A 26,185-nucleotide genomic window follows, 5' to 3' on the forward strand; every position below is an offset into this window, starting at 1 on the left:
TGGGCGAGTTGGTCAGTAAATCGAAAACGTGGACTTAAAACTCGTAGCTAAAGCCAAGCATGCCGCGCACGCCGTAATATTCGACTTGCAATGGACGGTCTTCGTTACCTAAGTAGTACTTCAGTGGTTCATTGCTTAGGTTATTCAACTCAAGGTAAACCTGCGCGTTGTCGCTAAGCTGATACGAAGTGGTGAAATCAATGCTGGTGTTTGCACCGTAATAGCTGTCCGTGTTTTTATCAGAGCCATGCTCTTCGATATAAGCACCCTTGTGGTTCACCGCTAAACGTGCGGCAAATCGGTTGTTGTCGTAATACAGCGTAAAGTTGTATAACGCGTTCGCTTGGCGTGGGATGGCGACTTTATCCGCGCGTTCAGGGATGGTCATTTCTGAATCCATAAATGTGGCATTGGTCATTATCCCGAAGTCACTCAGTGACTCATCCACAAACTCAAGTGAGCGGTTGAACGCCAGTTCAATACCAGCAAGCCAAGCACTATCCCCATTCTCTGGACGAATAAGCGTAACGCCTTGTTTTCCGTTGTATTCGCCTACGCGCGTTGCTTGGAAAATCGGATCTTGGATGTCTTTGTAGAAAATCCCTGCAGAAAATAATCCGACGCGGTCGAAATAATACTCATACATTAAGTCGAGGTTGTTTGAGTAAGTCGGTGATAGACTCGGGTTACCCGAAATAAGTTGGTTGTCTTGTTCTAGATACGACCCACCAGGTGTTAATGAACCAAAATCAGGGCGAGCAAAAGTACGAGTGAGCGCCAAACGATAATTTGTTGAATCATCTGCACGGTAAGTAACATGTAGCGCCGGTAGCACCGACCAATAATCGTTACTGCTTGCATTCGCTGTGACTTCGTTCGTGTCTGCGAGATACGTAAACCCTTTGACCTCAGTTTCGGTGTGCGTTAACCGTAAACCAGCAAGGATTTCCCATTGGCTATCGAGTTGGTATGTACCCATGGAATAAACGGATGTGTGTGTTTCGTTGACGTCGAAATTTCTGCCCAATGCGCCACCGTTACTAACAAGCGCAGACTCACTTGGGTCGAGGACAAACTTTTCACGGTTTGCCGTCCAGAATTTTGCGAGGGTGTCGGTATTAGCCACCTGCGAAAACTGAGATTGATAGTCAAAGCTTGCTTCGCTTAAATAATCTTTTCGACCGGGCTGGTCCGACAGCGCAAAATCAGCCAGCGTAGGGGCATCACCATATACGTCGCTATTCCAGCTATAAAACTCATCAGAAAAATCGGCTGAGCGGACTTTATCGCGATATTTAGCACCAAATTTCAGCGCTAGCTGCTGCGAATATTGCCAATCAAAATCGACGTTCGCGACAACTCGGTCTTTTTCATTTACGTACACTTTGTATAGTTCGACCCACGAAAGCTTGCTTTTTGTTGGGTCCATCGCAAATCCGCTTGGTAGATGGTTGCTGATGGCATTCCACGGATCTTGGCCTCCATCAACGGTGTTGTAGGCGTAGTTTTTGCCAGTGTCACGGTCTTCAAGCCCTACATAGCCAACGTTCTTTTGATCGAAACGCACAACAAAATAGCTATGGTCGTCAGCGTTTGGCTTATCACCGTATCGGAATTCATTTTCATAACTGGCGACTTGCCAATTAAGCGACTTATCAAAACCGAAATCGTGTTCGCCAGCGAATTCAAAGCCTTTCATTTCAGTGATCAATTCATTACGAATGTGTTGAAGTTCGACGCGGTCTTTGTCAAAGCGCATACGATGTTTGTAATGCGTTTCGTCATCACGAAGTGTGCCATAAAGAGCGCTGGCACTGAGTGAGCCGTTATCGAGTTGATATTCCATCGAACCGTTAAGGCCATAGGTTTCACGGGTACCTGTGTAGTCGCGCAGCTCTAAGCGATAAATGCCAATGCCATCGTTGCCGCGACGAGGCTCGTAGTTATCCGTTGCCCATTCGCGTTTCCATGCGGTCGCGTTGACGATAAAGCCCAGTTTGTCATTTAACAGACGGTCGCCATACACCAAATTTGCGGAGTAGTTGGTGCCGTCGGCTAATTCATTTTGCCCTGCAGCCACCGACGCTTTAAGAAGGAAATCATCGGCTGCTTTTTTGGTTACAAAATTCACGTTACCGCCGATGGCGTCACCTTCCATATCCGGTGTTATCGCTTTAGATACCTCAACAAATTCGATTAGTTCACTCGGAAAGAAATCAAATGCAGTTGCGCGGCTGGTCGTTTCTTCTTCTGCGGTTGGCAAACGATTACCATTGATACTTGCGGAACTCCACTGCGATGGTAAACCGCGAACCGCCACAAATCGGCCTTCGCCTTGGTCTCGTTCAATGGAGACGCCAGGAATACGCTGAACAGCTTCTGCCGCGTTACGATCTGGTAATTTACCAATACCATCTGCCGAAATAATGTTGCGAATGTTGCTGGCATTTTTTTGGTTATTTGCAGCCGCCATTTCGCCACGTACGATGCGCCCAATTGAAACGACTTCTTCAATTTCAGATGCTTGATTGACAAGCACAATAGGTGCCACTTGCGTCAGTTTGCCATCAACTACGGTGACCTCGAGCGTTTTTTCTGGATAACCTAAATAGGTCACAACCAACGTATATTGACCAGATTCCAAAGAAGGTAACTCAAAGCGGCCTTGGTAATCTGTCACCGCAGACAGGGTTTGGCCTTGGATGCGCACAGTCGCACCAGACAATTGGTGCTTGCCATCGTTGACTGAACCAACAATCTTACTGGCTGCGTAAGAGGACAGGGGACTTAATGCCAACAAGGTGGCCACAGTGAGTAAATGCTTTTTCATAATTTAGAGTCTCTTTGGGTTAAGTTTTTCTGGTCTAGTCCAGATTTAATATCCCTTATCCTAAGAGTGCTTTTTTACAAATCGATGACGGTTTAGTGAAACGTTTTTGTATAAAGTGAAATAATCGAGGCGACTAAGCATCACGATTAACGAGAGTCTTTAATAGAAGAAAATACATAGTTTGTTGATTTCGCAAAGAAGACTCGTGCATACTTGTTTGGTTAACACAATGAAGAGCGCGACATAAAATGATAATGTGGATCCCCGTCGTATTGGTGTCATTATATTTGTGGATTCGAGTACATCAGCTGAAATTACTGTCTAAACACATTGAAAAACACTACCCTGATGAATGGGACCGTTTACAAAAAAATCCCATGAAATTGAGCGCCAGAGCTGCATTTATGGCTAATCTAGAGGCATCGATGCTGAGTGGTTTTCTGGCGACAGTGGATGACCCCAAAATAAAAGATTTTCAAAAGAACCAACGCCGCATTTCTGTTTTTTTTGTCGTCTTAATTTCAATCGGCTTTATTCAAGCGCTCTGGGTAAATTAATTCGAATACAATGCGCTTCACTTACGATTCGAACTCGATCGAAAAGCAAACATTCCAAGAATATACTGCTAAAATCTAGGATCTGATTTTGGAATTCTTTACAAGGATTGATATGTCCAATCAACTTTTGCTCGGGCCAATTTTAGGTCTTGAATCTGACACGCTTTACACCACATTAGTGGTTACTGACGATACGGTGTCCAGTGTGTTACTCGAAATCCATCAAGATACTTTGTCGTTTGAACTGGTCGGTACTTTACATGTAGGGCGAGTTTGGCGAGTTGAATTTGACCCGCATCTTGAACCAAACTCCAGTGTTAATTACCGAATACTGATAGAAAATGAATTTGCGACCAGTAAATCAGGAGACTCTCAGTGGTCGTTTCATGTTCCTGCACAAACTGAAACACCTAAACTCGCTTATGCCTCGTGTAATGGTTTTTCAGATTTCAAATTAATGACCTCAACAGAGCGGCCGTATGCGCTTTGGCAAGCTATGTCGGAACAGCATGACGAAGCACCTTTTTCGTTGCTGCTAATGGGCGGTGACCAGATTTACGCTGACTCGATTTGGACGATGGTTCCATCACTTAAACAATGGAATGAATTGCCAAGAGAAAAGAAAATTAAAGCCAAGGCAAGTAAACAAATGAAAGCGCAAATTCGCCGTTTTTATAGCGAGTTGTACTTAGACCGGTGGAACAAACCAGACGTCGCTAAAATGCTCGCGTCTATTCCTTCGATTATGATGTGGGATGATCACGATATTTTCGATGGATGGGGTAGCTACCCCGAAGACATTCAAACGTGCGAGGTTTACAGTGCTATTTTTGCCGAAGCGAAAAATCATTTTGATTTACTGCAATTGCGAAGTGCCAACAAAAACTCCACCTTATTAAGGAACGCTTCAGCAAACGCTAACCAAGCTAAAGTATCTCACTTTGGTGCTGTCGTTCAGTTCAAGAACTATCAAATATTAGTACTCGATAATCGCAGTGAACGGACATTAAATCGTGTCATGAGCGAGGAACATTGGCAGGATGTTATTCACTTTTTGGATAATTGTACTACGGGTGATTTACTTGTAATGACAGGCGTGCCTGTAGTGTACCGTGATTTTTCCTTTGCAGAGCGAGCGGTCGATGCAACACCATGGGAAGAAGAAGTTACCGATGATTTGAAAGACCACTGGCGAGCAAAAGAACATGAAGGTGAGCGAAGCCGACTTATCATGCGTTTACTGGCAAATGCAAAGCGTCGTCAAGGTAAGACGGTATTGTTGTCCGGCGATGTGCATGTTGGCGCGCTTGGTATTATCCGTGACGAAAGTCAGTCAGACATCACGCGTATTCACCAAGTTATTTCGTCAGGCATAGTGCATCCATCACCAACTTTTATGCAGTGGCTGGGCATTTGTGCGCTGACCAACGATGATGACGAATATTTAGATGGTGCTAAACATATTGTGGCACGCATGATTAAACCGACAGGCGGTGATAAATATATTCGTACGCGCAATTTCACTACATTGAAAATGGGCACTGACCACAAGATATGGGTTAACTGGATTATTGAAGGAAAAGATAAACCCGTTTACGCGATAGACTGACAGACCGAGTTGCTAGGATAATTTGTAAAGACTCATTACGAGTTTTTACAATTTTCCTAAAGTGTTGAAGCAAAAGTTTTTGTATAACGTTTATTACGAGCAACTATTTGTTGTGAGTAATGTGATGTAGGACTTGTTATGAATCGAATCGTGGTTACTTTTGTTTCTTTACTGACTGTTTTCAATGCCGAAAACATGCTTGCCCATGCGACGCAATCTCAATCTAACATTCAAACTTCCACGCCAAACAAACCGAGTTACTACCGAGATTGTTCCGTGATGAAGTTTGAGGACATTGATGAATCGGAATTGACCCAAGCAGAGCGCATTTTACTCAAAGAACAAAAGCTTGAGGCAAGCTTAAATAGCTCAGCCGAATGCATGGATGAGGCGATGCAATCGAACCAAGAACGACTTAGAGAGTCCAATAGCCGCAGTGGGGAGTCTTCATCGATTGGTGACGGTCAAGCGAAAGAGCAAAACGAGGAGTCACTTTCAGAAGACATGAATTCAGTGTCATCACAACACAAAGAAACCAGTGCCACCCAGACATCGAATTCCAAACAACACATCAAAGGGAAAGTTTCAGGCGGCTCTTCTGCGGTGTGTGATGCTATCAAGCAAGGTTTAGCACAGGCGAAAACCGACAAAGAAAAACAACATTTTGGAAAACTAGCAAAAGAATACCGTCGCGAGTAAAAGGATACACGCAATGAAAGTTAATTTTTTATCTCAACTTGGCAAACAGCTAACCGTCACTCGAGTGATTTTTTTCGGTCTCTTGGTGTTTTTATCGGGTTGCCAATCCACTTCCAGTAATCAGCTCAGTCGAGTAACTACAGTTGGACCTAGCATCTCAGGTCCAAGTAATGCGTCCTTGAAAGGCACGTCGGAAAAGCCGTATTCGTATGATGGTCGTGTTTTTATGGACGTTGCAATTCCGGTTTTCGACCCTGGTTTTCCTTTAACTAAGAATGGTCAAATCGATGATGAAGAAATGGTTGAACAAGATATTTGGCCACAAGTCCGTCGCTTAGAAGCGAATCGTTTTGCCATCGAGACTAAAAAGGCCCTAGCAAAAACTAAAGCTTTTGGGGCGATTAGTGTTACGCCAGATGCCTCCTCATCGGCAGATCTTTTTATAATTGGTCGGATAAACCATTCTGATGCAGAAGTTGTGAATATCGGCGTACGAGTGATTGATGCAAGCAATGTGATTTGGGGTGAAAAAACCTTCGAACATCAAGTTAGTGAAGGATTTTTCCGAGACGCGTTACGCCAAAATGAAGACCCTTACGGCCCGGTATTTCGTGACATTGCAAATTATGTTTTTCGATTAATGGTGAAACGCAGTGATGCTGAAAAAGAGCAAGTACAGCAGATTGCGGATATGCGATATGCGGCGATGTACAGCCCTGAGAGCTTTGGCGCTTATCTTAACCAAAATCGAAAGCAGCAATTTTCATTAAATGGCCTACCGTCTGAACAAGACCTCATGTTTCAACGAATTGAGCAGGTTAAAGCCAAAGACGAGCAGTTTGTAGACAACCTGCAGACCAATTACGAAGCGTTTTACGCTGAAACGAATGAAGCCTACCGTACATATCAACGAGAAGCATTGCCTATTGCAGCTGAGATCCGCCGTAAGAAAGCACAGCGTACCAAAGCACAAGCGTGGGCTGCAGTTGGTATCATCGGAGGGGTGTTATTGAGTAAGAATTCTGATTCGACCGCGGGAAATATCGGTGCTGCGGTGGCTACAGCGATTGGCGCATATAATTTGGCGGAAGCAGTTCAGCAAAACAAAGCGATTGGTGCTCAGCGAGAAATGCTCGAAGAGCAAGGCCAAAACCTAGACATTAAAGTGACACCACAAGTTGTTGAGTTTAACGATCAAACAATTGAATTGAGTGGTACAGCGAAAGAACAATACGTTCAACTGCGCCAAAAATTGTATGAAATCTATCAGTTAGAAGCGACACCGGATACTGCACTGTGATGGAAAAAATGACTCCAAACGGCTCGTCGCTCGATTCCACATTAAATGCGGTAAAACATCAGCAGCAACAGAAGTGGAAGGTGCTAGGCGGTGTGGCTCTGGTTGGCATGCTGTTGGTGATTGGTGTTTATTTCTCGATTGAATCGAGTGAGGTTACACCAAAGCTGACCCCCAATGAACTATCACAAGTGCAACAAGCGAGCGAAGTCACGCAAGCGAAGCGCCAACAATTGCAGGAAAAGTTGCTGGCGCTACAAAATGCACTTGATACCGTTCAGGCAGATGAGGCGATGTCAAAATGGGCTGCTAAACGAATTGATTCGGTGTCGGCTGGTTTACAGGGGGCTTATGCTAACTATGCTCAGGGACAATTTGCTGGGTTATCGGATAAATTGGAGGCGTTGCTAGATGACGTACAGCAAATCGCAAAAGACTATCAATCCACTCTAGAAAGCACTTATCAGGCTGGTGTTATTGCGTTCAAAAAGATGGAATATGACGCCGCAAAGGGGTTGCTTGAACAAGTACTTCAAATCAACCCAAGCTACGTTGATGCTGAAAATCTACTGACACGTATTGCTATTCAGGGCGACGTTGCGAAATGGTTTGAACAATTCAAAGCAGCAAAAGCAAAAGGTGACTTTCAAACGCAAATTAGGGCGTTGGAACAAATAGTCAGTGCTGATGCACAAAATCACGAAGCACACGAATTGCTCGCGCAAATAAAACAACAGAGTGCAATTAACCATTTTGAGCGATTAGTTGAGCAGGTGCTCGAAGCCATCAAGAACCAACAGGTTGAAGAGGCTAAAAATGCGCTACGCAAAGCCCAGCAAGCCGAGCCACAAAATCCAATTATAGCGACGTTAAAAACACAAGTTCAGACTTTATCGGATAACCAACAGACCCAGCAATTTAGCGAACAACTCAAATTGTTCCAACAAAGTGATGAGTGGGAAACGGTGGCACTTATTGCCAACAAAGCAACTGCTCAGTTTCCTGACAATGTGAATTTTGCTCAGTTGAGTCAGACTGCGGAAGAAATACTGCGTGCGGATAAAAAGCTCGCTAGTTATTTATCGCGTCCTGAAAGGTTGAGTGATGTTGGGATTAAAACGAAAGCCACGGAGTTTCTAAAATCCATTGAGCCGTTGTTGCTCCAGAGTCCAAAATTGTCAACGCGTGCAGACCTGTTGAGCAGAGAAGTTGAGAGTTACAGTTTAAAAATCAATGTGATAGTACACAGTGATAACCGCTCAACACTTAAAGTTTTAGGGGTTGGGGTAATAGGTGAAGTTAACAATAAGCAAATTGAGCTTAAGCCAGGTCGGTATCGTTTTGAAGCAAGCCGAAAAGGCTACAAAACTGAAATTCTAGAGGTTGATGTCCAGCAGACGATAAAGCCACTCGAAGTAACACTTATGTGCAAGGAGAAAGTGTAGTATGGCATCTGAGCATACCATCGACAGTCAAATAAAAAAGGCAAAAACACGTCGAAAAAGTGTAGTGCTTGCGGGCATTACCGTATTCATTGCCTTTTTGAGTGTTTATTTGTCGGTTCTATTTTTAGCGAAGGGTTTTAACGTTTCAATTTCACCCTTAGACGCGCAGCAGGAAGCAAGCATTTCGATACATAAAGGCCTTGGCATTGTGCGTAATCAAACCGCGTATGTTTTATTTGGTGAAGCGGAACTTCAAATTGAAGCAACGACGTTTAAATCAACATCGATTCAGGTAAACGCACAAACCCCGTCGAATCTATTAATTGAATTATTGCCCAAACCAGCGGTGCTGCGATTCACGACCGATGTCGAATCGGTGCAGTTCGATTGGCTGGTCGATGGAGACTGGAAAACACGTGGCAATGACCTTGAAATTGAGTTGGCTCCAGGAAGTCATGAAATTATCGCCAAACATGAATGGTATGAAAACACCATACTCAATTACGATGCAGTCAAAGCGAGTGACGACGAAGTTCAACTTCATCCGACGAAACGAGTGGGGACCGTTACGATTGCTTCTGTGCCAAAGGGGGCTGCCGTCAGCATAAATGGAGAGGTAGTTGGAATAACGCCGTATCAAGCAACGTGGAGCGCTGGTGATTATCAACTTGGTATCCAAGCTGGAGGCTACGAGCAATCGTTGGACCAATTTTCGCTCAATAAATCGATTACGGCAATTGAACGCACCTATACGTTACTGCCATTGCAAGCGTCACTCGAGTTGGCACTTACGCCAGAAGGAGGGTTGTTAACCGTCAACGGTTTACCGAAAACACCCGATGAAGGCACTAAAATCAGTGTTGATGCAAATACGTTGCTCACTGTGCAATATCAAAAACAAGGATTTATTACGCAAGTTCGACGCGTTACGTTATCGCCAAAGCAACAAGGCGCATTGGCGTTGTCGCTTGAACCCGATTTGGGTCAAGTGAAGTTTTCAAGCAACGTTAATGCGACAGTTAGTGTCAACGGTAAAACGCTCGGTCACGCGCCTTTGTCATTGTCGTTACAGACTGTGCCACTCGAAGTCACCTTTTCAAAACAAGGCTACCGAAGCCAAACTAGAACCATTATGCCGTTGAGTAAAAAAGTGCTGAATGTTGAGGTGGAATTACTCACTGAGTTTGAGGCGCGTCGAAAAGAAGGCAAGCCATCATTTGTATCTAAACTCGGTATTGATTTTATCAAAGTGACAGGAGGCAAATTTGAAACCGGGTCGCCGGTCAATGAAGCCGAGCGATTCAGAGATGAGCATCAGTTACCTGTCGAGTTGACGAAGGCTTTTTTGGTTGCAGCAACTGAAATTACAGAAGCGCAATATCACAAGTTTGATCAGTCTGTTACGCCTTCCAACTTACCGCTTGTGAATGTGACTTGGCTTGACGCAGTACGCTATTGTAATTGGTTAAGTGAACAAGAAGGGTTGAGACCTTTTTATCGAGTACAAGGCTCCAGAGTGTCAGTTCCAGAATTAACAGAAGGTTACCGTCTGCTATCGGAAGCCGAGTGGGAATTTGTTGCTAAACATTTTCAACGTGCGGCGCGCACCACCTTTGTGTGGGGCAATGAGGAACGTGTTCGTAAAGGACAAGGCAATTTTGCTGATGAAAGTATACGAGGAAAGCAGACCTTTATTTTAGAAAAGTATCAAGATGGTTTTGCACAAAGAGCTCCCTGTAAAAAGTTTTAATGCTGATCGAAATGGATTTTATGATCTTGATGGCAACGTGCGTGAATGGGTGAGCGATGGGTATCAAGTAATAAAAGCGGATGACTCCGATGTTTTGATAAATCCTATTATGGCAATAGAAGAAGTGAACCACGTTATTAAGGGGGGGTCGTTCAAAACAGGACGGCTAAAGATGCTCCGTGCAAGCGTCAAAGGGAAAGGCGATGGTCAATTAGATGACGTTGGATTTAGGATTGCGCGCTACGTAGCACGTTAGTCAAACTGGTTATAGGAAATAGGATTACAGATGAAAAAGAAACTATTGCTTGGCTTGACGCTGCTCATGTTGATGGGCGCCGCCAGCGCGTATTTTGTGTCTTTGGACGCACCACAAGATTTTCCTGTGAATATTTAGAGGCAGTGGTATGAGTAACAGAACATCAAATGCAACAATGAACCCACCTTTATGGTTAAGCGCTTTGGTCTTGCTCGGCTGTTTCACATTGATGCAGGTGCTGTTCGCAGGGTGGATCACGCCTAAAGCTGAAGCGGTATTAATGGCGCAAGGGTCGCAATCGCTTTCTTCTATTTGGGTTATTTTGAAAGACATGGAACAGCAGATCTGTTTCTCACTGCTGTTTTATTGCTTGTTTCTGATGGGTTATAAACTCTGGCGATTACTGGATGAAGAAGCCATTTATACCTGTGATTTTCTTGCAGACTACGACAAGTCAAAACCATTGGATATAGACATTGCCCTAAATGAGTTGGAGTCGTCTACATTCTGTGAAAATCCAGCGATGTTAACGTGGATTAATTGTATCCGCCGTTATAAAAACACCCGCAATGTACAGCATGCCGCGAGCGCCATCGCAGCTTCTGTTGACAGTCTTGCTGCTCAGTTAGAAAGCGGAAATAACATGATCCGATATATTATTTGGGCAATTCCAAGCATTGGTTTCGTCGGTACGGTTCGAGGAATAGGACAAGCGTTAGCGCAGGCAGATAAGGCGCTTGCAGGCGACATTTCAGGAATGACCGCCTCACTCGGTGTTGCTTTCAACTCCACGTTAGTTGCGCTGTTTATTTCGCTTATTTTGATGTACTTCATGCATTTACTTAACAGTCGCCAAGATTCTATGGTGTTGAAAACTCAAGAAAGTTGTGAGCGCCATTTACTTGCTCATCTTCATCAGTAGAAGATATTGCCCATGAGAAAAAAGCGAGCGGTAGTTGATGGCTTTAATATGTCATTCTTAGATGTAATGGCATGTGGCTTGGGGGCTGTTATCCTCATTTTTATTTTGGTGGATTTTTCGGGTGGGCAACCTCCTACGGAGGAAGAAACGCGGCTGGAGCAATCACTGCAGTCGACTCAAGAAAAAATTACAGAATACACACGTGCTCATGACTCGTTATTGGCTCAACTGGAGACCATTAAGTCTAAGCTGAAAACCGAAAATGCGAAGGATGCGGCTGCAAATGATGAGCAAGCCGCGCTTCTCAATGAGATATCGACCCAGCTAGCTGTAGTTTCAAAACTCGAAGCAGAACTCAAAGCCGTATCGAGTATTCCAGCCAAAGAATCTGCGCTTGAAATACAAGGTAAATTTGCGCAGCAGTACCTGACAGGTATGAAAGTTGAAGGCAAACACATTGTTGTTTTGCTTGATAAAAGTGCTTCGATGATGGACGACAATTTGGTGGGGGTGTTGAGTGCGATGGCGCTCGATGATAAAGGCAGAAAGGCGAAAGCAAAATGGCAACGAACTTTACGAGTAGTCAATTGGCTGCTTGCACGAGTGCCACCTGATTCGGAAGTTTCTCTCATCGCATTTTCAGATACGGCGAAAACGCTCGGACAAAGTAAAACAATTAATGGAAAGGACAGTCGCCTGTTGAATGCGTTAGCGCAGTCTGCACACGCTGTGCTGCCAGACGGAGGAACAAATTTACAACTAGGCTTGCAAACCGCGTTGTCTACACAGCCGAGCGTGAGTGATATTTACTTAATTACGGATGGTTTACCGACGCTTGGAGATGGTTTGAATCTTCGCTGTAAAGGATTACTCACCAATAAAAAATCCATTTCTTCAGAATGCAGACAGCAATTGCTATTAGAAACTATCTCGCGATTCAAAAAGTCAGTTCATTTAAACGTGATACTGCTGCCAATTGAAGGCGATCCCTACGCTTCGTCAATGTATTGGAGTTGGACTCAAGTCACAGGAGGTCGATTTTTAGCGCCTGCACAGGAGTGGCCGCAATGAGGAAAATAGCCCGACCGCCGCTTGAGATTTTCACGTTAAGTTTTTTAGACATTATCTCCTGTGCATTTGCAGCGATAGTGATGCTCGTGTTGATGTCCAAAAAAGGTGACGAGGATGTCGCCGTCATCTCTACTCCAATCCAAAATTTGATTAAAGAGGTTGCGAAAGCAAAAGCATCGCTTGATGGCCTCGTAACGCAAGTGAACGAAACCCAACAAGAGGTCAATAATGCCGAGTTAACTTTAGCAGAACGTAAGGCGCAGGCGAACCAAATGAGTGGTGCTGTCCCTAGAGCAGAAGCAACACTCCAGCAATTGCGTGACCAAGCAGCCAGTCTTCAGCAGGAATTGCAAATTGCCAATGCCCGTCTCAACAACGAAAGTAAACCAGCTTTGCCAGATCAGGCTGTTGGAGGAATACCAACTGACGCGGATTACGTGATTTTCGTTATTGATAATTCTGGATCGATGTCATCGGGCGGAAAGTGGAAACAAGTTGTGTCTGTTGTTTCTGACATTTTGAAAAATCATCCACAAATGAAAGGCTTTCAGATTTTAGCGGCAGATGGTGAACACATGTATTCAGGCCGAGAAGGGCGTTGGTTAACCGATACACCAACATTCAGACAGAAAGTGATATCACGCTTGACCAGTTTTACTGGTGGCGCGAGTGCCCCTGAAGTAGGCATAAAACGAGCGCTCACTTTGTACAAAAAAGAGTCGGGCAAAGTCTCGCTGTATGTGTTTGGAGATGATTACCGACCAGGCACATTGGATGATGTCGTCACGGACATCACGCGTCTAAATCGGGATAGTCAGGGAAAACCGAAAATGCGTATACATGGTGTTGGTTTTTATCGGCCTCATGATGGTAATGCAGCACAATTCGCCGCGTTCATGCAAGCCGTGGCAAAGCGTAATCGGGGCGCTTTTATTGGTTTAGACTTCTAAGTTGTAACGCGTGAGTCTGTCACACAGACCACCTCACAAGGTGGCCAATTCCCACTCGTGAATTTGGCAACTCGGTTCACAGTAGGCTAGGATCAAGATATTAACATCAGTATGGTCAAAGCCTTTCAGGGAGGACGATTATGCAACAAGCAGTACTGCATTTTTGGTTTGAAGAAGTTGAGTCGAAGCAATGGTTTACGGTTGACGAACAGTTTGATGAATTAATCCAACTGCGATTTGGTGACGTGTTACAACAGGCTGAAGCTGGCGAGTTATTTCCGTGGCGAAACAGTTCAGAAGGGCGTTTGGCGGAAATCATCGTGTTGGATCAGTTTTCTCGTAATGTGTATCGAGGTCAGGCCGATGCATTTAAAAATGACGCGATGGCGTTGGTGCTAGCTCAAGAGGCTATCTCTCATGGAGCGTTGCATCGATTAACGCAAATTGAATGTAATTTCTTGCTATTACCTTTTATGCACAGTGAATCACTCGCTATTCATCATTATGCCGAGCCATTTTTCCAAGAGTTTACATCCGCTTCGACGGTTGATTTTGAACGCAAGCACCGCTGTATCATCGAGCAGTTCGGTCGGTATCCACACCGAAATAAACAACTGGGTAGGCAGTCCACTGACGAGGAAATTGCCTTCCTTTCCATGCCGAACTCTAGTTTTTAGGTTTTGGTCTCATCTTTACGGAAAATCGGTTCACAGAAGTTAAAATGCCATGGCTAAACAGAGTTATATTGTCGTTATCTCAGGAGAAAGCACGGCGTGATCGGTATATCGAGTATTGAAACCTCAGACTGGGAAGACATTCTTGCTATTCAGTCACAAGTTTATTTTGACGTTGAACCAGAGTCCTTAGAGACTTTGCGCAGCAAGTGGAGTACGTCACCGGAGCTTTGCTTCGTGTTCCGAGATGAAAAAGGCGTTCCTATCGCTTATATTCTCGCGCATCAATGGAATGAGTCGCATCCTCCATCTCTCTATACATCCACAACTAAAAATGAAGGAACCGTGTTGTTTATTCATGACTTAGCGGTATCAAAGCGAGGTAGTGGTCGCTCTATTGGTAAACAACTTGTTCAAGCGGTATTGCAAGCAGCGACATCATGTGGGCTGAGAGAGGCGATGTTAATTTCCATTCAAAACAGTCAAGGTTTTTGGTCTCGTTTTGAATTCAAATGTGTTGTTGGAGAGCAGTTATCAGCCACTTATGGCGAACATGCTATGCTGATGAGACGTGATTTGCACGAGTAATTGATCTGCGTGTGGCGACACGCTTTCTTGAAAAAGCTTAACGCAGCCCCATTTATTAGTTTACACACCTAGATTACCTATTGAGCTATTTAAATGAATTCTTCGATACAACTTGTTTGCTCCTTCTGTGGCGGTATTAATCGAGTTCCAAGTGCAAAAATTGACGCTAACCCTTTATGTGGTAAATGCAAAGAGAAGCTTTTGGTTGGTAAACCGATCGCATTACTTGATAGTAATTTCCAGCGTAGTATTGAGAAAACGGATTTGCCTGTTGTCGTTGATTTCTGGGCTACTTGGTGTAGTCCTTGTCAAAACTTTGCGCCGATTTTTGAAGAAGTAGCTCAGCATTGGGGCACCCGAGCGGTGTTTGCTAAAGTGGATACCGATGTGAATCAACAGGTTTCAAGCACCTATCAGATCCGTTCGATTCCTACACTTATGGTGTTTAAACAGGGCAAGGAAGTTGCTCGAATGTCTGGCGCCTTGCCACGAGTTCAATTCGAACAATGGTTATCTCAAGTTTTATAGCGTCGCCAAGCCTTTTTACTCATTGGCGAAATAGTGAGCCTAAGAGTCATGATCTTTATCAAAGGGAAAAGCGTTAAAGGTTGTGGTAGTTGAGGCGATTTTTTAAACTGAAGTGTATCGCGGCTAAAGGGAGTTTTTTATGCGATCATTTATCAAAGCGATCCCCGCAATTCGACCGCCGTTTCTTATTCTTGCGCCTATTTGTGTTAACGTAGGGCTTGCAACTGCGCACTATGAAGGTCATGCATTTTCGGCGTGGTTTGCCATACTCGCCCTCGTTGGGGCCATTTTTGCTGCGATGTGGGTGAATACGCTTAATGAACTCCAGGATTTTACCAGTGGATTGGATTTTCTAACACTGCGTACCCCCTTTAGCGGTGGAAGTGGTGTGTTGGTGCAAACACCAGCGCTTTTTAACGCGGTGAAAGGGTGGCTCTACCTCAGTGCGGTGGTCACGTTGTTAATCGGCACAGTGCTTGTCTATGAGTTAGGCACTTCGCTCTTACCCATTGGCTGTTTAGGTGTTGTTATTGTGTTGACGTACACTCGACAACTGAACAAATTACCTTGGCTGTGTGCAATAGCGCCGGGTGTTGGATTTGGCGTGTTGATGTCCGTTGGTGGGTATCTAACCCAAAATGCCCCAGCAAGCATGCTGATTTGGTTAGTCTCGTTTGTTTCCCTTTTTCCAATAAATAATTTACTGATAGTCAATCAACTTCCTGATATTGAAGCTGACCGTCAAGGGGGGCGCCGTCATTTGGCGATAGCCTATGGAGATGACATGGCAATTACGGTGTACAGTGTTTTTCTCCTGTTAGCCATTATCTTGTTGATAAGCCTAGTAGCATCAGCAATGTTGCCTGTCGTGAGTTTGCTGACTTTAATGCCTTTACTGCTAGGTGTTGTGGCGTTGACCAAATTAATTGAACTCAAAAAGGATATTCGGCGCTCGCCAAAAACAATGGCTATGGTTGTCGCCTGCGCCAATTTAACGCCTTTAGTATTGTCTCTAACTTTATGGTTTAAATAGATTTATTATAAAAATCAGCATTCATCGGATTTTTCCTTTGATATAGTGCGACATTTGTCGCACTATATATGTATCCGGAAGAAGTTGGAAAGTAAAGATGTTAACCGAGCCAGAATTAGCAATTCTCAAATCGTTGTGGCGTGAGCAACCTCGCAGTGCAAGACAAATCCACGACGAACTGACCGCCCAATTTGATTGGACCTACTCGTCAACGCGAAAAACGCTTGAGAGAATGTCCGACAAAGGCCTTTTGAGTGTAGTCAGTCATGGCAATAAAAATTTTTATCGCACGCCTCTTGAAAAAGTACCAACACTCGCTTGCGTCGCCAAAGACTTTTTTAAGAAAGTCTTTGATTTCGAAGGACCGTTACCTGTTGCGATGTTTTCAGACAGTAAAATGATGTCTGAAGATGAAATCAAACGACTCGAACAGCTTGTTAATAATATTGAGCATGAGAAAGATCATGACTGATATTTTGGTGCTCTTGATATTATTTTTTAGTAGTGGAGTGTTCATTTGGTTCGGCGTGTCTATTTGCAGGCGTTGTGCAATCCAGTTTTCACCGCGTCAGCTGCAATTATTCGTACTTTTAAACTGTACGGTCACGTACCTTTGTTTTAGTTCGCCATCCCCTAATTTACCTAACTTGAACGCGACGTCATTTCAGCGTATTTCTTTAGTCAACGCGTTGGATGTCGTTGAGCTTCAATCAGATTCTATGCTTGGGGGGCTGCAGGACGAGGCATTGCTTCTTTTATCAATCCTGGCGATGAGCTTAATAAACCTGACGTGCCTACTTTATCGGCAATGGCAGTTTAGGTGTCGATTAAGACGTGCATATGTGTTGGGACCTGCACTTTACGAATCAAATGAAATGCCAAGTGCATTTGCTATTGGTTGGTGGCAATCGAAAATTTACGTACCAAGCTATTTTCATCAGTTAACGACTGTGCAGCAGCAAGTGGTTGTAACGCACGAACAAACACATATTCATTTTAGGGATCCGATGTGGTTATCGCTATTCTCTGTCTTAAAGTCATTGTTGTGGTTCAACCCGCTTTTTCGTGCGTTGCCGGTTTGGTATAACGAAGCGATAGAATTTCGTTGTGATAAGAATGTAGTAAAGCATTTAGTTCGACATCATGAGCTTTCATTCACTGATGCGAGTCGCTTGTATGCAAACACCATTATTGAAAATCTAAAATTTGCCAAGCAACAACTGAAATATGATTTCCATCAAGTAATTGCAGCACATGCGTTACCAAGTAGCATGATTGAAGAGCGGCTCAAAGTGATTGTACGTCCAAAATCTACGCGCGCTACTGTGCTCTCAATGGTGTTTATGAGCTTATTGTGTGCACTGTCATTTATTCCTTCCTCGGGTGCACGTTGGTTACACAAGAAATCAGTGATTGGGTTATTCCCGTTGTTAAGCCAAACATCAGCAGTCGATTTGGCCATGTGCATTCTTTTCGTAATAACAATCCTCACCGCGGTGTCGATTTTGCTGCGCCAGTGGGGACACCTGTTTTAGCTGCTAAATTTGGTCGTGTTCGTATAGCGGATAACCAGACTTACCCAGAAAATTTCGGTAATGTCATTGTGATTGAACATGATGTTCATGTTCAGTCTGTTTATGCTCACTTAGACTCCATCACGGTTAAAGCAGGGAGTTATGTTTTAGCAGGTCAAATAATAGGTACGGTTGGGCAAACAGGGAAGGTAACAGGACCCCATCTTCATTTTGAAATTCATGAAAACAACCGAGTCGTAAACCCTATAGCATTGGATTAAACATGAAAACGTTAAACACGAAGTCCTTGGCCAAATTGGTTAGAGGGTTAGGATTATGCATGCTTTTTTTCTTACAAGGTTGTGAGGAGGAAAGCAATGCAACACCAACTGAAGTTGAAAAAACCGACATTGTGACTGAGAAAGGCGAATCGAAAGCGCCAAGTTTGCAACGTGAATTAGATGGATCTCTGGCACTCGAAACAGTACATCAAGAGGTTTTAACATTACGCTCAGGTCAAACATTAACGTCATTGTTTGAACCATTAGGGGTTTCTGCGCAAGAGCTCTATTTGTTTGCAAAACTGGTATCACCCGACATTAAAGTGGATAAATTAAAGTCTGGAGTGCAATTTACAATTACACAGGAGCATAATGTTCTTACAAAAATATGCACGAAAAGCAGTTTTAAAACGGAAATTTGTTTGGCTAAAGTCGGTTCTGAATGGCATCGAGAAGATCAGAATTTTGACGTCACGAGTCAACTCGCCACGGCGTCTGTTCAAATAGAGTCGAGTTTGTATGAGTTAGTCAGCAACTCAAATGTCTCTATGGATGTGTTTAACCAAATGATGCTAGCGCTTTCACACTTTGTGGATTTTCAACGAGACATTCGGCAAGGTGATACGCTCAATATTGTCTATGAAGTTCTTGAAAATAGCCGTGGAGAGCGGCAGGTCGGTGAGCTGCAACAAGTTGCCTTAATGGGACAATTACATCAGTTAGCGCTTTACCGTTTTACTGATAAAGAGGGAAACAGCGCGTTTTACCATAAAGATGGCACACTGGCACAAAGTTTTCTTTTGAAAACGCCAGTAGATGGCGCCAAGCTATCTTCTAAATTTGGCAAGCGGCATCATCCCGTACTCGGTTATACGCGCCTACATAAAGGGTTAGATTTTAGTGCGCCACTCGGTACACCTGTTATGGCGGCTGGAAATGGCAAAATCGTGCACGCGAGTCGAGCTGGTAGCTTTGGCAACATGGTAAAAATTAAACATAATAACGGTTACACCACGTTATACGCGCACCTGAAAGGCTTCGGCAAAGGCGTCAAAGTTGGTAAAAAAGTAAAGCAGGGGCAAGTCATTGGATACCTTGGCAATACTGGTTTGAGTCAAAGTCGCCACCTCCACTATGAAGTTCATCAATTCGACAAAGCCATTAATCCGCTTTCATTAAAAGGCGTGAGTGATGTGCAGTTAACTACGCGCGAAAAACCACAATTTAATGTTTGGGTTGCTAAACTGGATGCCTTACACTCCGCTACAGTGAGCATGACGGATGTAACTCAAATAACGGAAGAAGAATAAAAATGTTTGAACAACCCTCTGAATTAAAAGGGGCGCACGTAACCCTTGAACTCTTAAGTGAAGCGCATATAGAAGCATTGGAAGTAGCTGTTATGGACGGCCAACATTTCAACCTTTGGTATGCGAATGTGCCTAAGCCGCAAGAAATGGGTGCGTATGTGTTAAACGCGATGGAAATGGCGAAGAAGGGGAATATTGCGTACGCCGTGCGTGAGAATCAAACAGGTCTGGTGGTAGGTACAACCCGCTATTACGACGTAAGTCATGAACATAAACGGGCATGTATTGGTTATACGTGGTACGCGGATGCGGTTAGACGCACAGCGGTAAATACGGAATGTAAATTGATGTTGTTAGCTCAATTGTTTGAACGAGAAAAGGCTATCGCAGCTGAGTTTAGAACACATGTGTTTAATCAGGCTTCGCGACAAGCGATTGAGCGTCTGGGTGCCAAACAGGATGGGATTTTGCGCAGTCATCAAATTTTAAAGGATGGTTCAATCCGAGATACTGCGGTGTATTCAATTTTAGCCCACGAATGGCCTAGTGTGAAAAATCATCTGCTATCCAAATTCAGATAAGTCGAAAATTGTTACAGTTGCAGCGATTTTTGTTTTAGTTCCATACCTTTAACGCGACAGAAAGTGCGTCTGTCGCAATCACTTTGCTATCCGAAATTTGCCTACCTAATCTCAGATTTACTTTCCAAACTTACGGCTTATACATCGACATGGCTATTAATGCTGTCGAGTTAGACGTTTGTATTGGAAATGCACGTTGAGCGTCAAATCTGAAATAAGGAAATCCCATGCGGTTAGTGTCACCCTGCGAAGAACTCGAATTCGCTTTTCATGCCTTTTTAGCTGATTTTAAAGCGCGAGACCCTGACAATGCGACATATTATCAATCCAAACTTTCGTTTTCTGAATATGTTGAATGGTTACATGCTCAGCAATATAAAAACCACGGAGATATGCCACCGTGCCATCATTTCTGGTTTTGTGATGAAATAAATCAAATTGTTGGCGCGATAAGGATTCGGCATCATATCGACAGTCCTTTTTTAAAAAGGGAAGTGGGGCATATCGGATACGACGTCGCACCGAGCTTTCGCGGCCGAGGTGTTGCGACAAAAATGCTAAAACAAGCGTTGATTGCAGCGAAAAACTTGGGATTAGACAAAGTCCTTGTTATTGCAGATAAATCAAATCGGGCGTCACAACAAGTCATTGAGCACAATGGTGGTGAGAAATGGGTGGCGGCTGACCAAAACCCCGAGTTAATCTATTACTGGTGTCATACTCATTCAGTGTCAAATTCACGCTGACTGTTTTCAAACTTTTTTGAACGGCAAGGAGTTGTTTATGTTTGAACCTAACCCGATGCCAAAATCTCTTCATGAGGTATTTGGCAAGCAACAAAGTCCATTTGAAATCACGGCCACATTAATATTTGGTGTGGTTGGTACACTATTTATTTGGTTGTATTTCTATACACCGTGGCTTGAGACGAACACTTCGGTCAGCCCTTGGCGTGTTGTTATTGCATATATTATTCTCGCGGACGTCCTTTGCGGTTGCCTGGCAAATTTCACTCGAGGGACAAATCGCTATTACATGGAAAACGCGAAAAGTCGCTGGTGGTTTATAGCCTCTCACGTTCATATTCTTCTCTTTTCTTTATTATTGAATGCGTTTTTTCTAGAAGCGAGTTCAGTGTGGTTAGTGACCATTTTAACGGCTACTCTAGTTAACTTGTTGAACGGTCACCGTTTGCAATTGTTTGTTGCTGGGTTGTGTTTGGCTGTTGGCTTACTGTTTGTTTCTGCACTCGATTTACCACGTTGGATGTTTGTTGCTAGTTTCTTATTTATGACGAAAGTTGCCTTTAGTTTTCCCGTAGTTCATTACCCAAATGAACGCGAGTAAATTAAATAGGCTTTTTTGTACTATTTTTGAATTGTGCATATTGTTTGCACAATTCTGGTTCATCTTCATGGTAAGGATACCGTTGGAGAAGAACAATGAACGTCATGAAACAGGCTTTAGCGATTGGAATTTTATCAACTGCGGTCGTGAGTTTACCGAGTGTAGCAGCGTTTGCACCTAGACCATTACCACCACCGCCTCCGCCACGTAACCCGCCTCCACCAACGGTAGAGACTGGTGCGCTAGACGATACACTGGCGACAATTATTCAAAATCAAGGGCTGACAGGTGTTATCCCTGCAGCAGAACATCAACCTAATATTAGCGATCCGATTGCTCAACTTGGTATGAAACTTTTCTTTACCAAAGGGATCGGTGGCGAGAAATCGGTTGCCTGTGCAAGCTGTCACCATCCATCGCTCGGCGGCACGGATGCGTTGTCGTTGGCCGTCGGCGTGAATGCCGTTCGAGAAGACGTTGTAGGGCCTGGTCGTCGCCCAGCGGATGAGGAAATTAATATTCCTCGCAACTCACCCACCGTATTTAACACAGGACTCGCTCCGCGAGCGCTTTTCTGGGACGGGCGTGTTGAGCGAGTGACTCAGACACAACCGGATGGCAGTGTTGTAACGGGTGTTAGTACGCCAGACTCAGGGTTAGGTGTGATTGATACGGCCGTACCAGATAATTTAGTCGATGCGTTATCTCGTTTTCCAGTAACGTCTACAGAAGAAATGCGTGGTACTGGATTTCCAGATGCTACGACTACCGCAGAAATTCGCCAACACATCGCTTCTCGAATTGGGGATTATGGTTCAGAAGAAGGTGATTTAGCGACAAATGATTGGCTCGCAGAATTCAGAAGTGCATTTAATTCGAATGAAAGCCGAGAATCGTTGATCACGTTTGACAGTGTTGCCATGGCGCTAAGTAGCTACCAACAATCCATGACCTTTGTGGATACGGATTGGCACCGTTATGTTCGTGGTGACAAAGCAGCGTTAAATGACGCGCAAAAACGCGGCGCGGTTTTATTCTTTACACCGCAAAACCAAGGTGGAGCAGGTTGTGTTGGATGTCATAGTGGCGAGCGCTTTACCAATGACGGTTTCTTTAACTTAGCGTTTCCGCAGCTTGGTCCTGGAAAGGAAGCCGATCACAGTGATAAGGGTCGAGGTCTAGTGTCAAACGTACCACGTGACCAGTTTGCTTTTAAAGTACCAAGTTTGATTAACGTCGCTCTTACAGCACCGTACGGACATGCTGGCGCTTATCGTAATTTACCAGAAGTTGTACGCCATTATACCAATCCGCCAGCGAGTGTTGATGCGTTCTTTGCAAGAGGTGGTGCATGTAGCCTTCGTCAGTTCAGTCGTTTTACCGATTGTGAGTCTTTAAACCAAAATGCAATTGAAAATTCGGAAGAAGCATTGCGTTTACTTGGGCAATCACCTTTCCAACCCGCTCGACTAAACCAAGAGCAACAACAGGATTTGGTGGCGTTCTTAGAATCACTTACTGATCATTGTGCGAAAGATAAAACGTGTATTTCTCAATTTATTCCTAGCAATCAACAAACTAATCCTGATAATTTAAGGCTTAATGCAACCGATGGGCGAGGCAATCCGCTTTAAAATGTTGAACTCGATTCGAGCCAAACTACTTGTAATGATCTTAGCAGCCAATACGCTTGTCGTATTGGCTATTTTTATTGCGAATCAAATCGCGTTCGAAAAGAGTTTTTCTCAATATATTCAAGGTACTGCACGGGTTTCGTTGATTCCCGTCATTGAAGCATTCGTTAAAGAGCCTCAAGCAACAACAAAATGTTGACTGGATCCATCCAGGCAGTGAGCCGTTTGAAGCTATCGTGATGGTTTATCGCCAAAAAGGGGACCTTTCTCCGAGTGCCATACAGCGCAGAAATGAGCTTGGATATCAGCAAAATCAACAGGATGGCTTCGCAAGAAGGCCGCCACCACCTCCTCCACCAAGGGAAGATCAGCAAGGAGAACGGCAAAGACGTCCAAGGTTTGATGACAATAATGGCTTTCCGAGACCGCGACCTGAAGATGAAGGCCGACCAAGAAGACCAAGACCAGAGGACGAAGGTGAATTCCGCCGGCCTCGAGATGATTCAGGATTTGATCCTAGACCCGCAGGTAGAGGAGCGGGTGAAGAGCGTTTAATGTTCAAAACAGCGTCGAACTTAATCATTCTTGGTACTGAGCGAATGGCGGAATCCGCACTTTGGATACCGTTACGTGAAGGCGATGATAGCGGTGAAACAGCAGGAACTGGCCGACTATTAGGCTATTTGGGCATTGAGAATGGCTCTCGCGTTAACGCAAAGTTTGACCTGTTGTTTGAAAAAGAACAACAAAGGCAGTTTACCTACATTGCAATCATTGTCCTAGTATTGTCTTTCGTCGTTGCATTGCCTTTCAGTAAATACCTGGTCAAACCCATTCTAACGTTGCGGTTCAACGCTCGTGAACTGGCAAGTGGAAACTATCAAGTAAAATTAAAACCCAAAAGCAAAGATGAGATTGGGCAGCTTGCACGCGATATGAATCGCCTAGCAGAAACGTTGAGCGCAAATAGGTTGGCGCAACGGCAATGGATTGCGGATATTTCCCACGAATTGCGTACGCCTATCGCCGTTATTCGTGCAGAGACTCGAAGGCATGATGGATGGTATTATTGAAATGAATGACTATGCGGTTAAATCGTTGCACGATGAAATGGCTCGATTGACCCGCTTAGTTGACGATTTACATCAATTGTCGCTTGCAGACCGAGGCGCGCTGACTTATACCATGGCAACAATCAATGTCAGCGATGTGGTGCGCAGGGTGTTGGATAAACACGAGGGGATCTTGCTGCAAAGGGGATTCCAAGTGCAGTTTGATGCGGTTTCAAGTGGTAAGTTGCTCGGCGACGCAGAGCGCTTAACTCAACTTTTTGATAATCTCATGCAAAATACATTGCGCTATACTGATTCAAGTACTGCTGCGCCAGGGCAAATTCAGGTAACAATTGCTGAATCGGCTGAGCGTATTTTTGTCAATTGGGAAGACAGTGCGCCGGGTGTGAGTGCGGATAAAATTGAGAAGCTATTTGAGCGTTTGTATCGCGTTGAAGACGATAGGAACCGGGCTTCAGGTGGGTCTGGACTCGGCTTGGCGATTTGTCGTAGCATTGTGTCTGCCCACCACGGTGAAATTCAAGCTAGAACCAGTCCATTAGGTGGTGTGTCAATGCAAATCGAGTTTTTTAAGGAGTGATAGGTGTCTGAGCGCATTCTAGTAGTTGAGGACGAAAAGAAACTTGCGGATATACTAGCGAAATACCTTGAACAGAGTAATTATTCGGTAAAAGTGGTGTACGACGGCGGTGAGGCGATATCGGCTTATGAAGCGTTCCAACCAAATTTGATCCTTTTGGATCTTATGCTGCCAAACGTTGATGGTATCACAATCTGTAAACACATTCGTCAACGTTCAATTGTGCCTATTGTGATGACTACCGCAAAAGTGGAAGAGGTTGATCGCTTGTTAGGGCTTGAGCTGGGGGCCGATGACTACGTGTGTAAACCTTATAGCCCAAGAGAAGTGGTTGCCCGTGTTAAAGCCATTTTGAGACGGGTATCGTTTATGCAAACACCCGTGGAAGTCCAGCAAAATGAAGGGTTAGTTATTGATGAAACGACGTTGTTCGCGACCTTTCAGTCAAATAAAGTCAGTCTGACAGCCGTTGAATTTCAATTGCTGCATAAACTATATATGCACCCTGGGCGAATCTATAACCGCGACCAACTTATGGATAGCATTTATGAAGATGACCGTATTGTGAGCGACCGCACAATCGACAGTCACATAAAAAAGGTGCGTAAAAAGCTTGCGACCATCGCTCCAGAACTTGAATTCATTCATTCTATTTATGGGGTGGGCTACAAATTTGAACATGTTTAATGTGTTTTAATGAAATCTAAGAATGGCGAAGCATGCCGTGTTATGCGTCGCCACAAAGTAATGACAAAAAACAGTTACCGCCAAGTCTACTCTAGGGTGATGGTGCCTTTCATATAGTCAACCGCATGACCTATGAGCGTAACTCGTTCGCTCTCGACGATACACGTCATCTTGCCACCTCGTTTTGAGCATTGTTTCGCTTGTAATATTTGTTTTTGCAGTACTTTTGACCAAAGTGGAGCGATTTCGCAGTGCGCTGAACCCGTTACAGGGTCTTCATCTACGTCAAGACGAGGAAAAAAGCAGCGACTCACAAAATCAACGTTTAGGCCAGGCGCCGTGACGACGACTCCGCGTTTATCTAATTGTTTCCACGCCGTTAAATTAGGTTCGAGCGACTTAACACTCGCTTCATCTTCCAGTTCGACAATATAATCAAATGCACAATAGACTGCTTTTGGCGTAACGCCTAAACCCTCAATAAGCGCCGGTGGTGGTGCTACAGGGGTTGGCATTGAGGCTGGAAAATTTAACGTGTAAGCGTCACCGGTTTTCTCCACAACGAGTTCACCGCTACGAGTCTGAAAACGGATGGCTGGTCTGCTGTAATTGAGATGCTGGAACAACACGTGAGCGGCTGCAAGCGTGGCGTGCCCGCACAAGTCAACCTCGCTATTTGGGGTAAACCATCGGAGTTCAACGAGGTTCTGCTTTACGACAAAAAAGGCCGTTTCAGACAAATTATTTGCTTCGGCTATTGATTGCAATATGCCGTCTTCAAGCCACTCAACTAGGGGACAGACCGCGGCTGGATTGCCTGAAAATACCTGACTTGCGAATGCGTCTATCTGATAAATAGCTATTTCCACAATGTGCTTCCTTACTTGATATGTTGGACCCGAACTAATCAAACTTAACATATTGTTACGAAATGCAAACTTTTTTACGACAGGCGAATGCGTGTTAATC

General features: G+C 44.3%; 28 protein-coding genes. 26 read left to right on the forward strand and 2 right to left on the reverse strand.

The window, feature by feature from the left end; genetic code table 11:
* Positions 1-34: 34 nt before the first annotated feature.
* Positions 35-2,830: a TonB-dependent receptor gene (locus tag J5O05_RS16055; RefSeq protein ID WP_208842922.1), complete on the reverse strand. Its 2,796-nt coding sequence runs from the start codon at positions 2,828-2,830 to the stop codon at positions 35-37.
* 248 nt (positions 2,831-3,078) lie between these two features.
* Here J5O05_RS16055 and J5O05_RS16060 point away from each other — a divergent pair, with 248 nt between their 5' ends.
* The 26 genes from J5O05_RS16060 to J5O05_RS16185 all read left to right on the forward strand — a co-directional run bounded on the left by J5O05_RS16060 (position 3,079) and on the right by J5O05_RS16185 (position 25,216).
* Entirely contained in the window at positions 3,079-3,387 is a 309-nt protein-coding gene (locus tag J5O05_RS16060; RefSeq protein WP_208842923.1) for a hypothetical protein, read from the forward strand.
* Between the two features lie 112 nt (positions 3,388-3,499).
* Positions 3,500-4,996 (forward strand): alkaline phosphatase D family protein, encoded by a 1,497-nt coding sequence (locus J5O05_RS16065; protein WP_208842924.1) that lies wholly within the window; start codon positions 3,500-3,502, stop codon positions 4,994-4,996.
* A gap of 138 nt (positions 4,997-5,134) precedes the next feature.
* Positions 5,135-5,695, forward strand: coding sequence for a hypothetical protein (locus tag J5O05_RS16070; RefSeq protein ID WP_208842925.1), 561 nt, complete (start codon positions 5,135-5,137; stop codon positions 5,693-5,695).
* A gap of 13 nt (positions 5,696-5,708) precedes the next feature.
* Entirely contained in the window at positions 5,709-6,995 is a 1,287-nt protein-coding gene (locus J5O05_RS16075) for a hypothetical protein (protein WP_244369691.1), read from the forward strand.
* Positions 6,995-8,437, forward strand: coding sequence for a tetratricopeptide repeat protein (locus tag J5O05_RS16080; RefSeq protein ID WP_208842926.1), 1,443 nt, complete (start codon positions 6,995-6,997; stop codon positions 8,435-8,437). Before J5O05_RS16075 ends, J5O05_RS16080 begins: the two co-directional genes overlap by 1 nt.
* Position 8,438: 1 nt before the next feature.
* Positions 8,439-10,187: a PEGA domain-containing protein gene (locus tag J5O05_RS16085; RefSeq protein ID WP_208842927.1), complete on the forward strand. Its 1,749-nt coding sequence runs from the start codon at positions 8,439-8,441 to the stop codon at positions 10,185-10,187.
* A complete protein-coding gene (locus tag J5O05_RS22590) occupies positions 10,150-10,443 on the forward strand; it encodes a formylglycine-generating enzyme family protein (protein ID WP_208842928.1) in 294 nt (97 codons plus the stop codon). The genes J5O05_RS16085 and J5O05_RS22590 overlap by 38 nt, the downstream gene beginning before the upstream one ends.
* Before the next feature lie 148 nt (positions 10,444-10,591).
* Positions 10,592-11,365 carry a MotA/TolQ/ExbB proton channel family protein gene (locus J5O05_RS16095; protein ID WP_208842929.1) on the forward strand — a complete coding sequence of 258 codons (774 nt, stop codon included), beginning with the start codon at positions 10,592-10,594 and terminating at the stop codon, positions 11,363-11,365.
* 12 nt (positions 11,366-11,377) lie between these two features.
* Positions 11,378-12,436, forward strand: coding sequence for a vWA domain-containing protein (locus tag J5O05_RS16100; RefSeq protein ID WP_208842930.1), 1,059 nt, complete (start codon positions 11,378-11,380; stop codon positions 12,434-12,436).
* Positions 12,433-13,386, forward strand: a complete 954-nt coding sequence (locus J5O05_RS16105; protein WP_208842931.1) for a VWA domain-containing protein — start codon at positions 12,433-12,435, stop codon at positions 13,384-13,386. The genes J5O05_RS16100 and J5O05_RS16105 overlap by 4 nt, the downstream gene beginning before the upstream one ends.
* A 140-nt stretch (positions 13,387-13,526) precedes the next feature.
* Positions 13,527-14,063 (forward strand): DUF924 family protein, encoded by a 537-nt coding sequence (locus J5O05_RS16110; protein WP_208842932.1) that lies wholly within the window; start codon positions 13,527-13,529, stop codon positions 14,061-14,063.
* A 96-nt stretch (positions 14,064-14,159) separates the two neighbouring features.
* The gene (locus tag J5O05_RS16115; RefSeq protein WP_208842933.1) at positions 14,160-14,648 is read left to right on the forward strand and encodes a GNAT family N-acetyltransferase; all 489 of its coding nucleotides are present in this window, start codon (positions 14,160-14,162) and stop codon (positions 14,646-14,648) included.
* A gap of 93 nt (positions 14,649-14,741) precedes the next feature.
* Positions 14,742-15,176 (forward strand): thioredoxin TrxC, encoded by a 435-nt coding sequence (gene trxC / locus J5O05_RS16120; RefSeq protein WP_208842934.1) that lies wholly within the window; start codon positions 14,742-14,744, stop codon positions 15,174-15,176.
* A 139-nt stretch (positions 15,177-15,315) separates the two neighbouring features.
* A complete protein-coding gene (locus J5O05_RS16125) occupies positions 15,316-16,209 on the forward strand; it encodes a prenyltransferase (protein WP_208842935.1) in 894 nt (297 codons plus the stop codon).
* A 97-nt stretch (positions 16,210-16,306) separates the two neighbouring features.
* Positions 16,307-16,681 carry a BlaI/MecI/CopY family transcriptional regulator gene (locus tag J5O05_RS16130; protein WP_208842936.1) on the forward strand — a complete coding sequence of 125 codons (375 nt, stop codon included), beginning with the start codon at positions 16,307-16,309 and terminating at the stop codon, positions 16,679-16,681.
* On the forward strand, positions 16,674-17,744 hold the full coding sequence (locus tag J5O05_RS16135) for a M56 family metallopeptidase (RefSeq protein ID WP_208842937.1): 1,071 nt from the start codon (positions 16,674-16,676) through the stop codon (positions 17,742-17,744). The genes J5O05_RS16130 and J5O05_RS16135 overlap by 8 nt, the downstream gene beginning before the upstream one ends.
* Positions 17,726-18,004, forward strand: a complete 279-nt coding sequence (locus tag J5O05_RS16140) for a M23 family metallopeptidase (RefSeq protein ID WP_208842938.1) — start codon at positions 17,726-17,728, stop codon at positions 18,002-18,004. Before J5O05_RS16135 ends, J5O05_RS16140 begins: the two co-directional genes overlap by 19 nt.
* Positions 18,005-18,063: 59 nt before the next feature.
* Positions 18,064-19,314: a M23 family metallopeptidase gene (locus tag J5O05_RS16145; RefSeq protein WP_208842939.1), complete on the forward strand. Its 1,251-nt coding sequence runs from the start codon at positions 18,064-18,066 to the stop codon at positions 19,312-19,314.
* 2 nt (positions 19,315-19,316) lie between these two features.
* Positions 19,317-19,895 (forward strand): GNAT family N-acetyltransferase, encoded by a 579-nt coding sequence (locus J5O05_RS16150; RefSeq protein ID WP_208842940.1) that lies wholly within the window; start codon positions 19,317-19,319, stop codon positions 19,893-19,895.
* A 227-nt stretch (positions 19,896-20,122) separates the two neighbouring features.
* Positions 20,123-20,641, forward strand: a complete 519-nt coding sequence (locus J5O05_RS16155; RefSeq protein WP_208842941.1) for a GNAT family N-acetyltransferase — start codon at positions 20,123-20,125, stop codon at positions 20,639-20,641.
* Between the two features lie 37 nt (positions 20,642-20,678).
* Complete coding sequence (locus J5O05_RS16160) at positions 20,679-21,242, forward strand: hypothetical protein (protein WP_208842942.1); 564 nt, start codon at positions 20,679-20,681, stop codon at positions 21,240-21,242.
* A gap of 95 nt (positions 21,243-21,337) precedes the next feature.
* Positions 21,338-22,876, forward strand: coding sequence for a cytochrome-c peroxidase (locus J5O05_RS16165; protein WP_208842943.1), 1,539 nt, complete (start codon positions 21,338-21,340; stop codon positions 22,874-22,876).
* Between the two features lies 1 nt (position 22,877).
* Positions 22,878-23,075, forward strand: a complete 198-nt coding sequence (locus tag J5O05_RS16170; RefSeq protein ID WP_208842944.1) for a hypothetical protein — start codon at positions 22,878-22,880, stop codon at positions 23,073-23,075.
* Entirely contained in the window at positions 23,032-23,949 is a 918-nt protein-coding gene (locus J5O05_RS16175; RefSeq protein WP_208842945.1) for a HAMP domain-containing protein, read from the forward strand. The genes J5O05_RS16170 and J5O05_RS16175 overlap by 44 nt, the downstream gene beginning before the upstream one ends.
* Positions 23,912-24,529 carry an ATP-binding protein gene (locus J5O05_RS16180; protein WP_208842946.1) on the forward strand — a complete coding sequence of 206 codons (618 nt, stop codon included), beginning with the start codon at positions 23,912-23,914 and terminating at the stop codon, positions 24,527-24,529. Before J5O05_RS16175 ends, J5O05_RS16180 begins: the two co-directional genes overlap by 38 nt.
* A gap of 3 nt (positions 24,530-24,532) precedes the next feature.
* On the forward strand, positions 24,533-25,216 hold the full coding sequence (locus tag J5O05_RS16185; RefSeq protein WP_208842947.1) for a response regulator: 684 nt from the start codon (positions 24,533-24,535) through the stop codon (positions 25,214-25,216).
* A gap of 86 nt (positions 25,217-25,302) precedes the next feature.
* Here J5O05_RS16185 and J5O05_RS16190 read toward each other — a convergent pair whose 3' ends face one another.
* Positions 25,303-26,085, reverse strand: a complete 783-nt coding sequence (locus J5O05_RS16190; protein ID WP_208842948.1) for a PhzF family phenazine biosynthesis protein — start codon at positions 26,083-26,085, stop codon at positions 25,303-25,305.
* Positions 26,086-26,185: the final 100 nt, after the last annotated feature.

The organism is Pseudoalteromonas xiamenensis, from assembly GCF_017638925.1.
In the GTDB taxonomy this organism is placed as follows: Bacteria; Pseudomonadota; Gammaproteobacteria; order Enterobacterales; family Alteromonadaceae; genus Pseudoalteromonas; species Pseudoalteromonas xiamenensis.

What these genes read in the sequence shown, in the direction of transcription:
- J5O05_RS16055 (WP_208842922.1), bottom strand. Translation starts at nt 2,830, where the DNA reads ATGAAAAAGCATTTACTCACTGTGGCCACCTTGTTGGCATTAAGTCCC.
- J5O05_RS16060 (WP_208842923.1), top strand. Translation starts at nt 3,079, where the DNA reads ATGATAATGTGGATCCCCGTCGTATTGGTGTCATTATATTTGTGGATT.
- J5O05_RS16065 (WP_208842924.1), top strand. Translation starts at nt 3,500, where the DNA reads ATGTCCAATCAACTTTTGCTCGGGCCAATTTTAGGTCTTGAATCTGAC.
- J5O05_RS16070 (WP_208842925.1), top strand. Translation starts at nt 5,135, where the DNA reads ATGAATCGAATCGTGGTTACTTTTGTTTCTTTACTGACTGTTTTCAAT.
- J5O05_RS16075 (WP_244369691.1), top strand. Translation starts at nt 5,709, where the DNA reads ATGAAAGTTAATTTTTTATCTCAACTTGGCAAACAGCTAACCGTCACT.
- J5O05_RS16080 (WP_208842926.1), top strand. Translation starts at nt 6,995, where the DNA reads ATGGAAAAAATGACTCCAAACGGCTCGTCGCTCGATTCCACATTAAAT.
- J5O05_RS16085 (WP_208842927.1), top strand. Translation starts at nt 8,439, where the DNA reads ATGGCATCTGAGCATACCATCGACAGTCAAATAAAAAAGGCAAAAACA.
- J5O05_RS22590 (WP_208842928.1), top strand. Translation starts at nt 10,150, where the DNA reads ATGGTTTTGCACAAAGAGCTCCCTGTAAAAAGTTTTAATGCTGATCGA.
- J5O05_RS16095 (WP_208842929.1), top strand. Translation starts at nt 10,592, where the DNA reads ATGAGTAACAGAACATCAAATGCAACAATGAACCCACCTTTATGGTTA.
- J5O05_RS16100 (WP_208842930.1), top strand. Translation starts at nt 11,378, where the DNA reads ATGAGAAAAAAGCGAGCGGTAGTTGATGGCTTTAATATGTCATTCTTA.
- J5O05_RS16105 (WP_208842931.1), top strand. Translation starts at nt 12,433, where the DNA reads ATGAGGAAAATAGCCCGACCGCCGCTTGAGATTTTCACGTTAAGTTTT.
- J5O05_RS16110 (WP_208842932.1), top strand. Translation starts at nt 13,527, where the DNA reads ATGCAACAAGCAGTACTGCATTTTTGGTTTGAAGAAGTTGAGTCGAAG.
- trxC (WP_208842934.1), top strand. Translation starts at nt 14,742, where the DNA reads ATGAATTCTTCGATACAACTTGTTTGCTCCTTCTGTGGCGGTATTAAT.
- J5O05_RS16125 (WP_208842935.1), top strand. Translation starts at nt 15,316, where the DNA reads ATGCGATCATTTATCAAAGCGATCCCCGCAATTCGACCGCCGTTTCTT.
- J5O05_RS16130 (WP_208842936.1), top strand. Translation starts at nt 16,307, where the DNA reads ATGTTAACCGAGCCAGAATTAGCAATTCTCAAATCGTTGTGGCGTGAG.
- J5O05_RS16135 (WP_208842937.1), top strand. Translation starts at nt 16,674, where the DNA reads ATGACTGATATTTTGGTGCTCTTGATATTATTTTTTAGTAGTGGAGTG.
- J5O05_RS16145 (WP_208842939.1), top strand. Translation starts at nt 18,064, where the DNA reads ATGCTTTTTTTCTTACAAGGTTGTGAGGAGGAAAGCAATGCAACACCA.
- J5O05_RS16150 (WP_208842940.1), top strand. Translation starts at nt 19,317, where the DNA reads ATGTTTGAACAACCCTCTGAATTAAAAGGGGCGCACGTAACCCTTGAA.
- J5O05_RS16155 (WP_208842941.1), top strand. Translation starts at nt 20,123, where the DNA reads ATGCGGTTAGTGTCACCCTGCGAAGAACTCGAATTCGCTTTTCATGCC.
- J5O05_RS16160 (WP_208842942.1), top strand. Translation starts at nt 20,679, where the DNA reads ATGTTTGAACCTAACCCGATGCCAAAATCTCTTCATGAGGTATTTGGC.
- J5O05_RS16165 (WP_208842943.1), top strand. Translation starts at nt 21,338, where the DNA reads ATGAACGTCATGAAACAGGCTTTAGCGATTGGAATTTTATCAACTGCG.
- J5O05_RS16170 (WP_208842944.1), top strand. Translation starts at nt 22,878, where the DNA reads ATGTTGAACTCGATTCGAGCCAAACTACTTGTAATGATCTTAGCAGCC.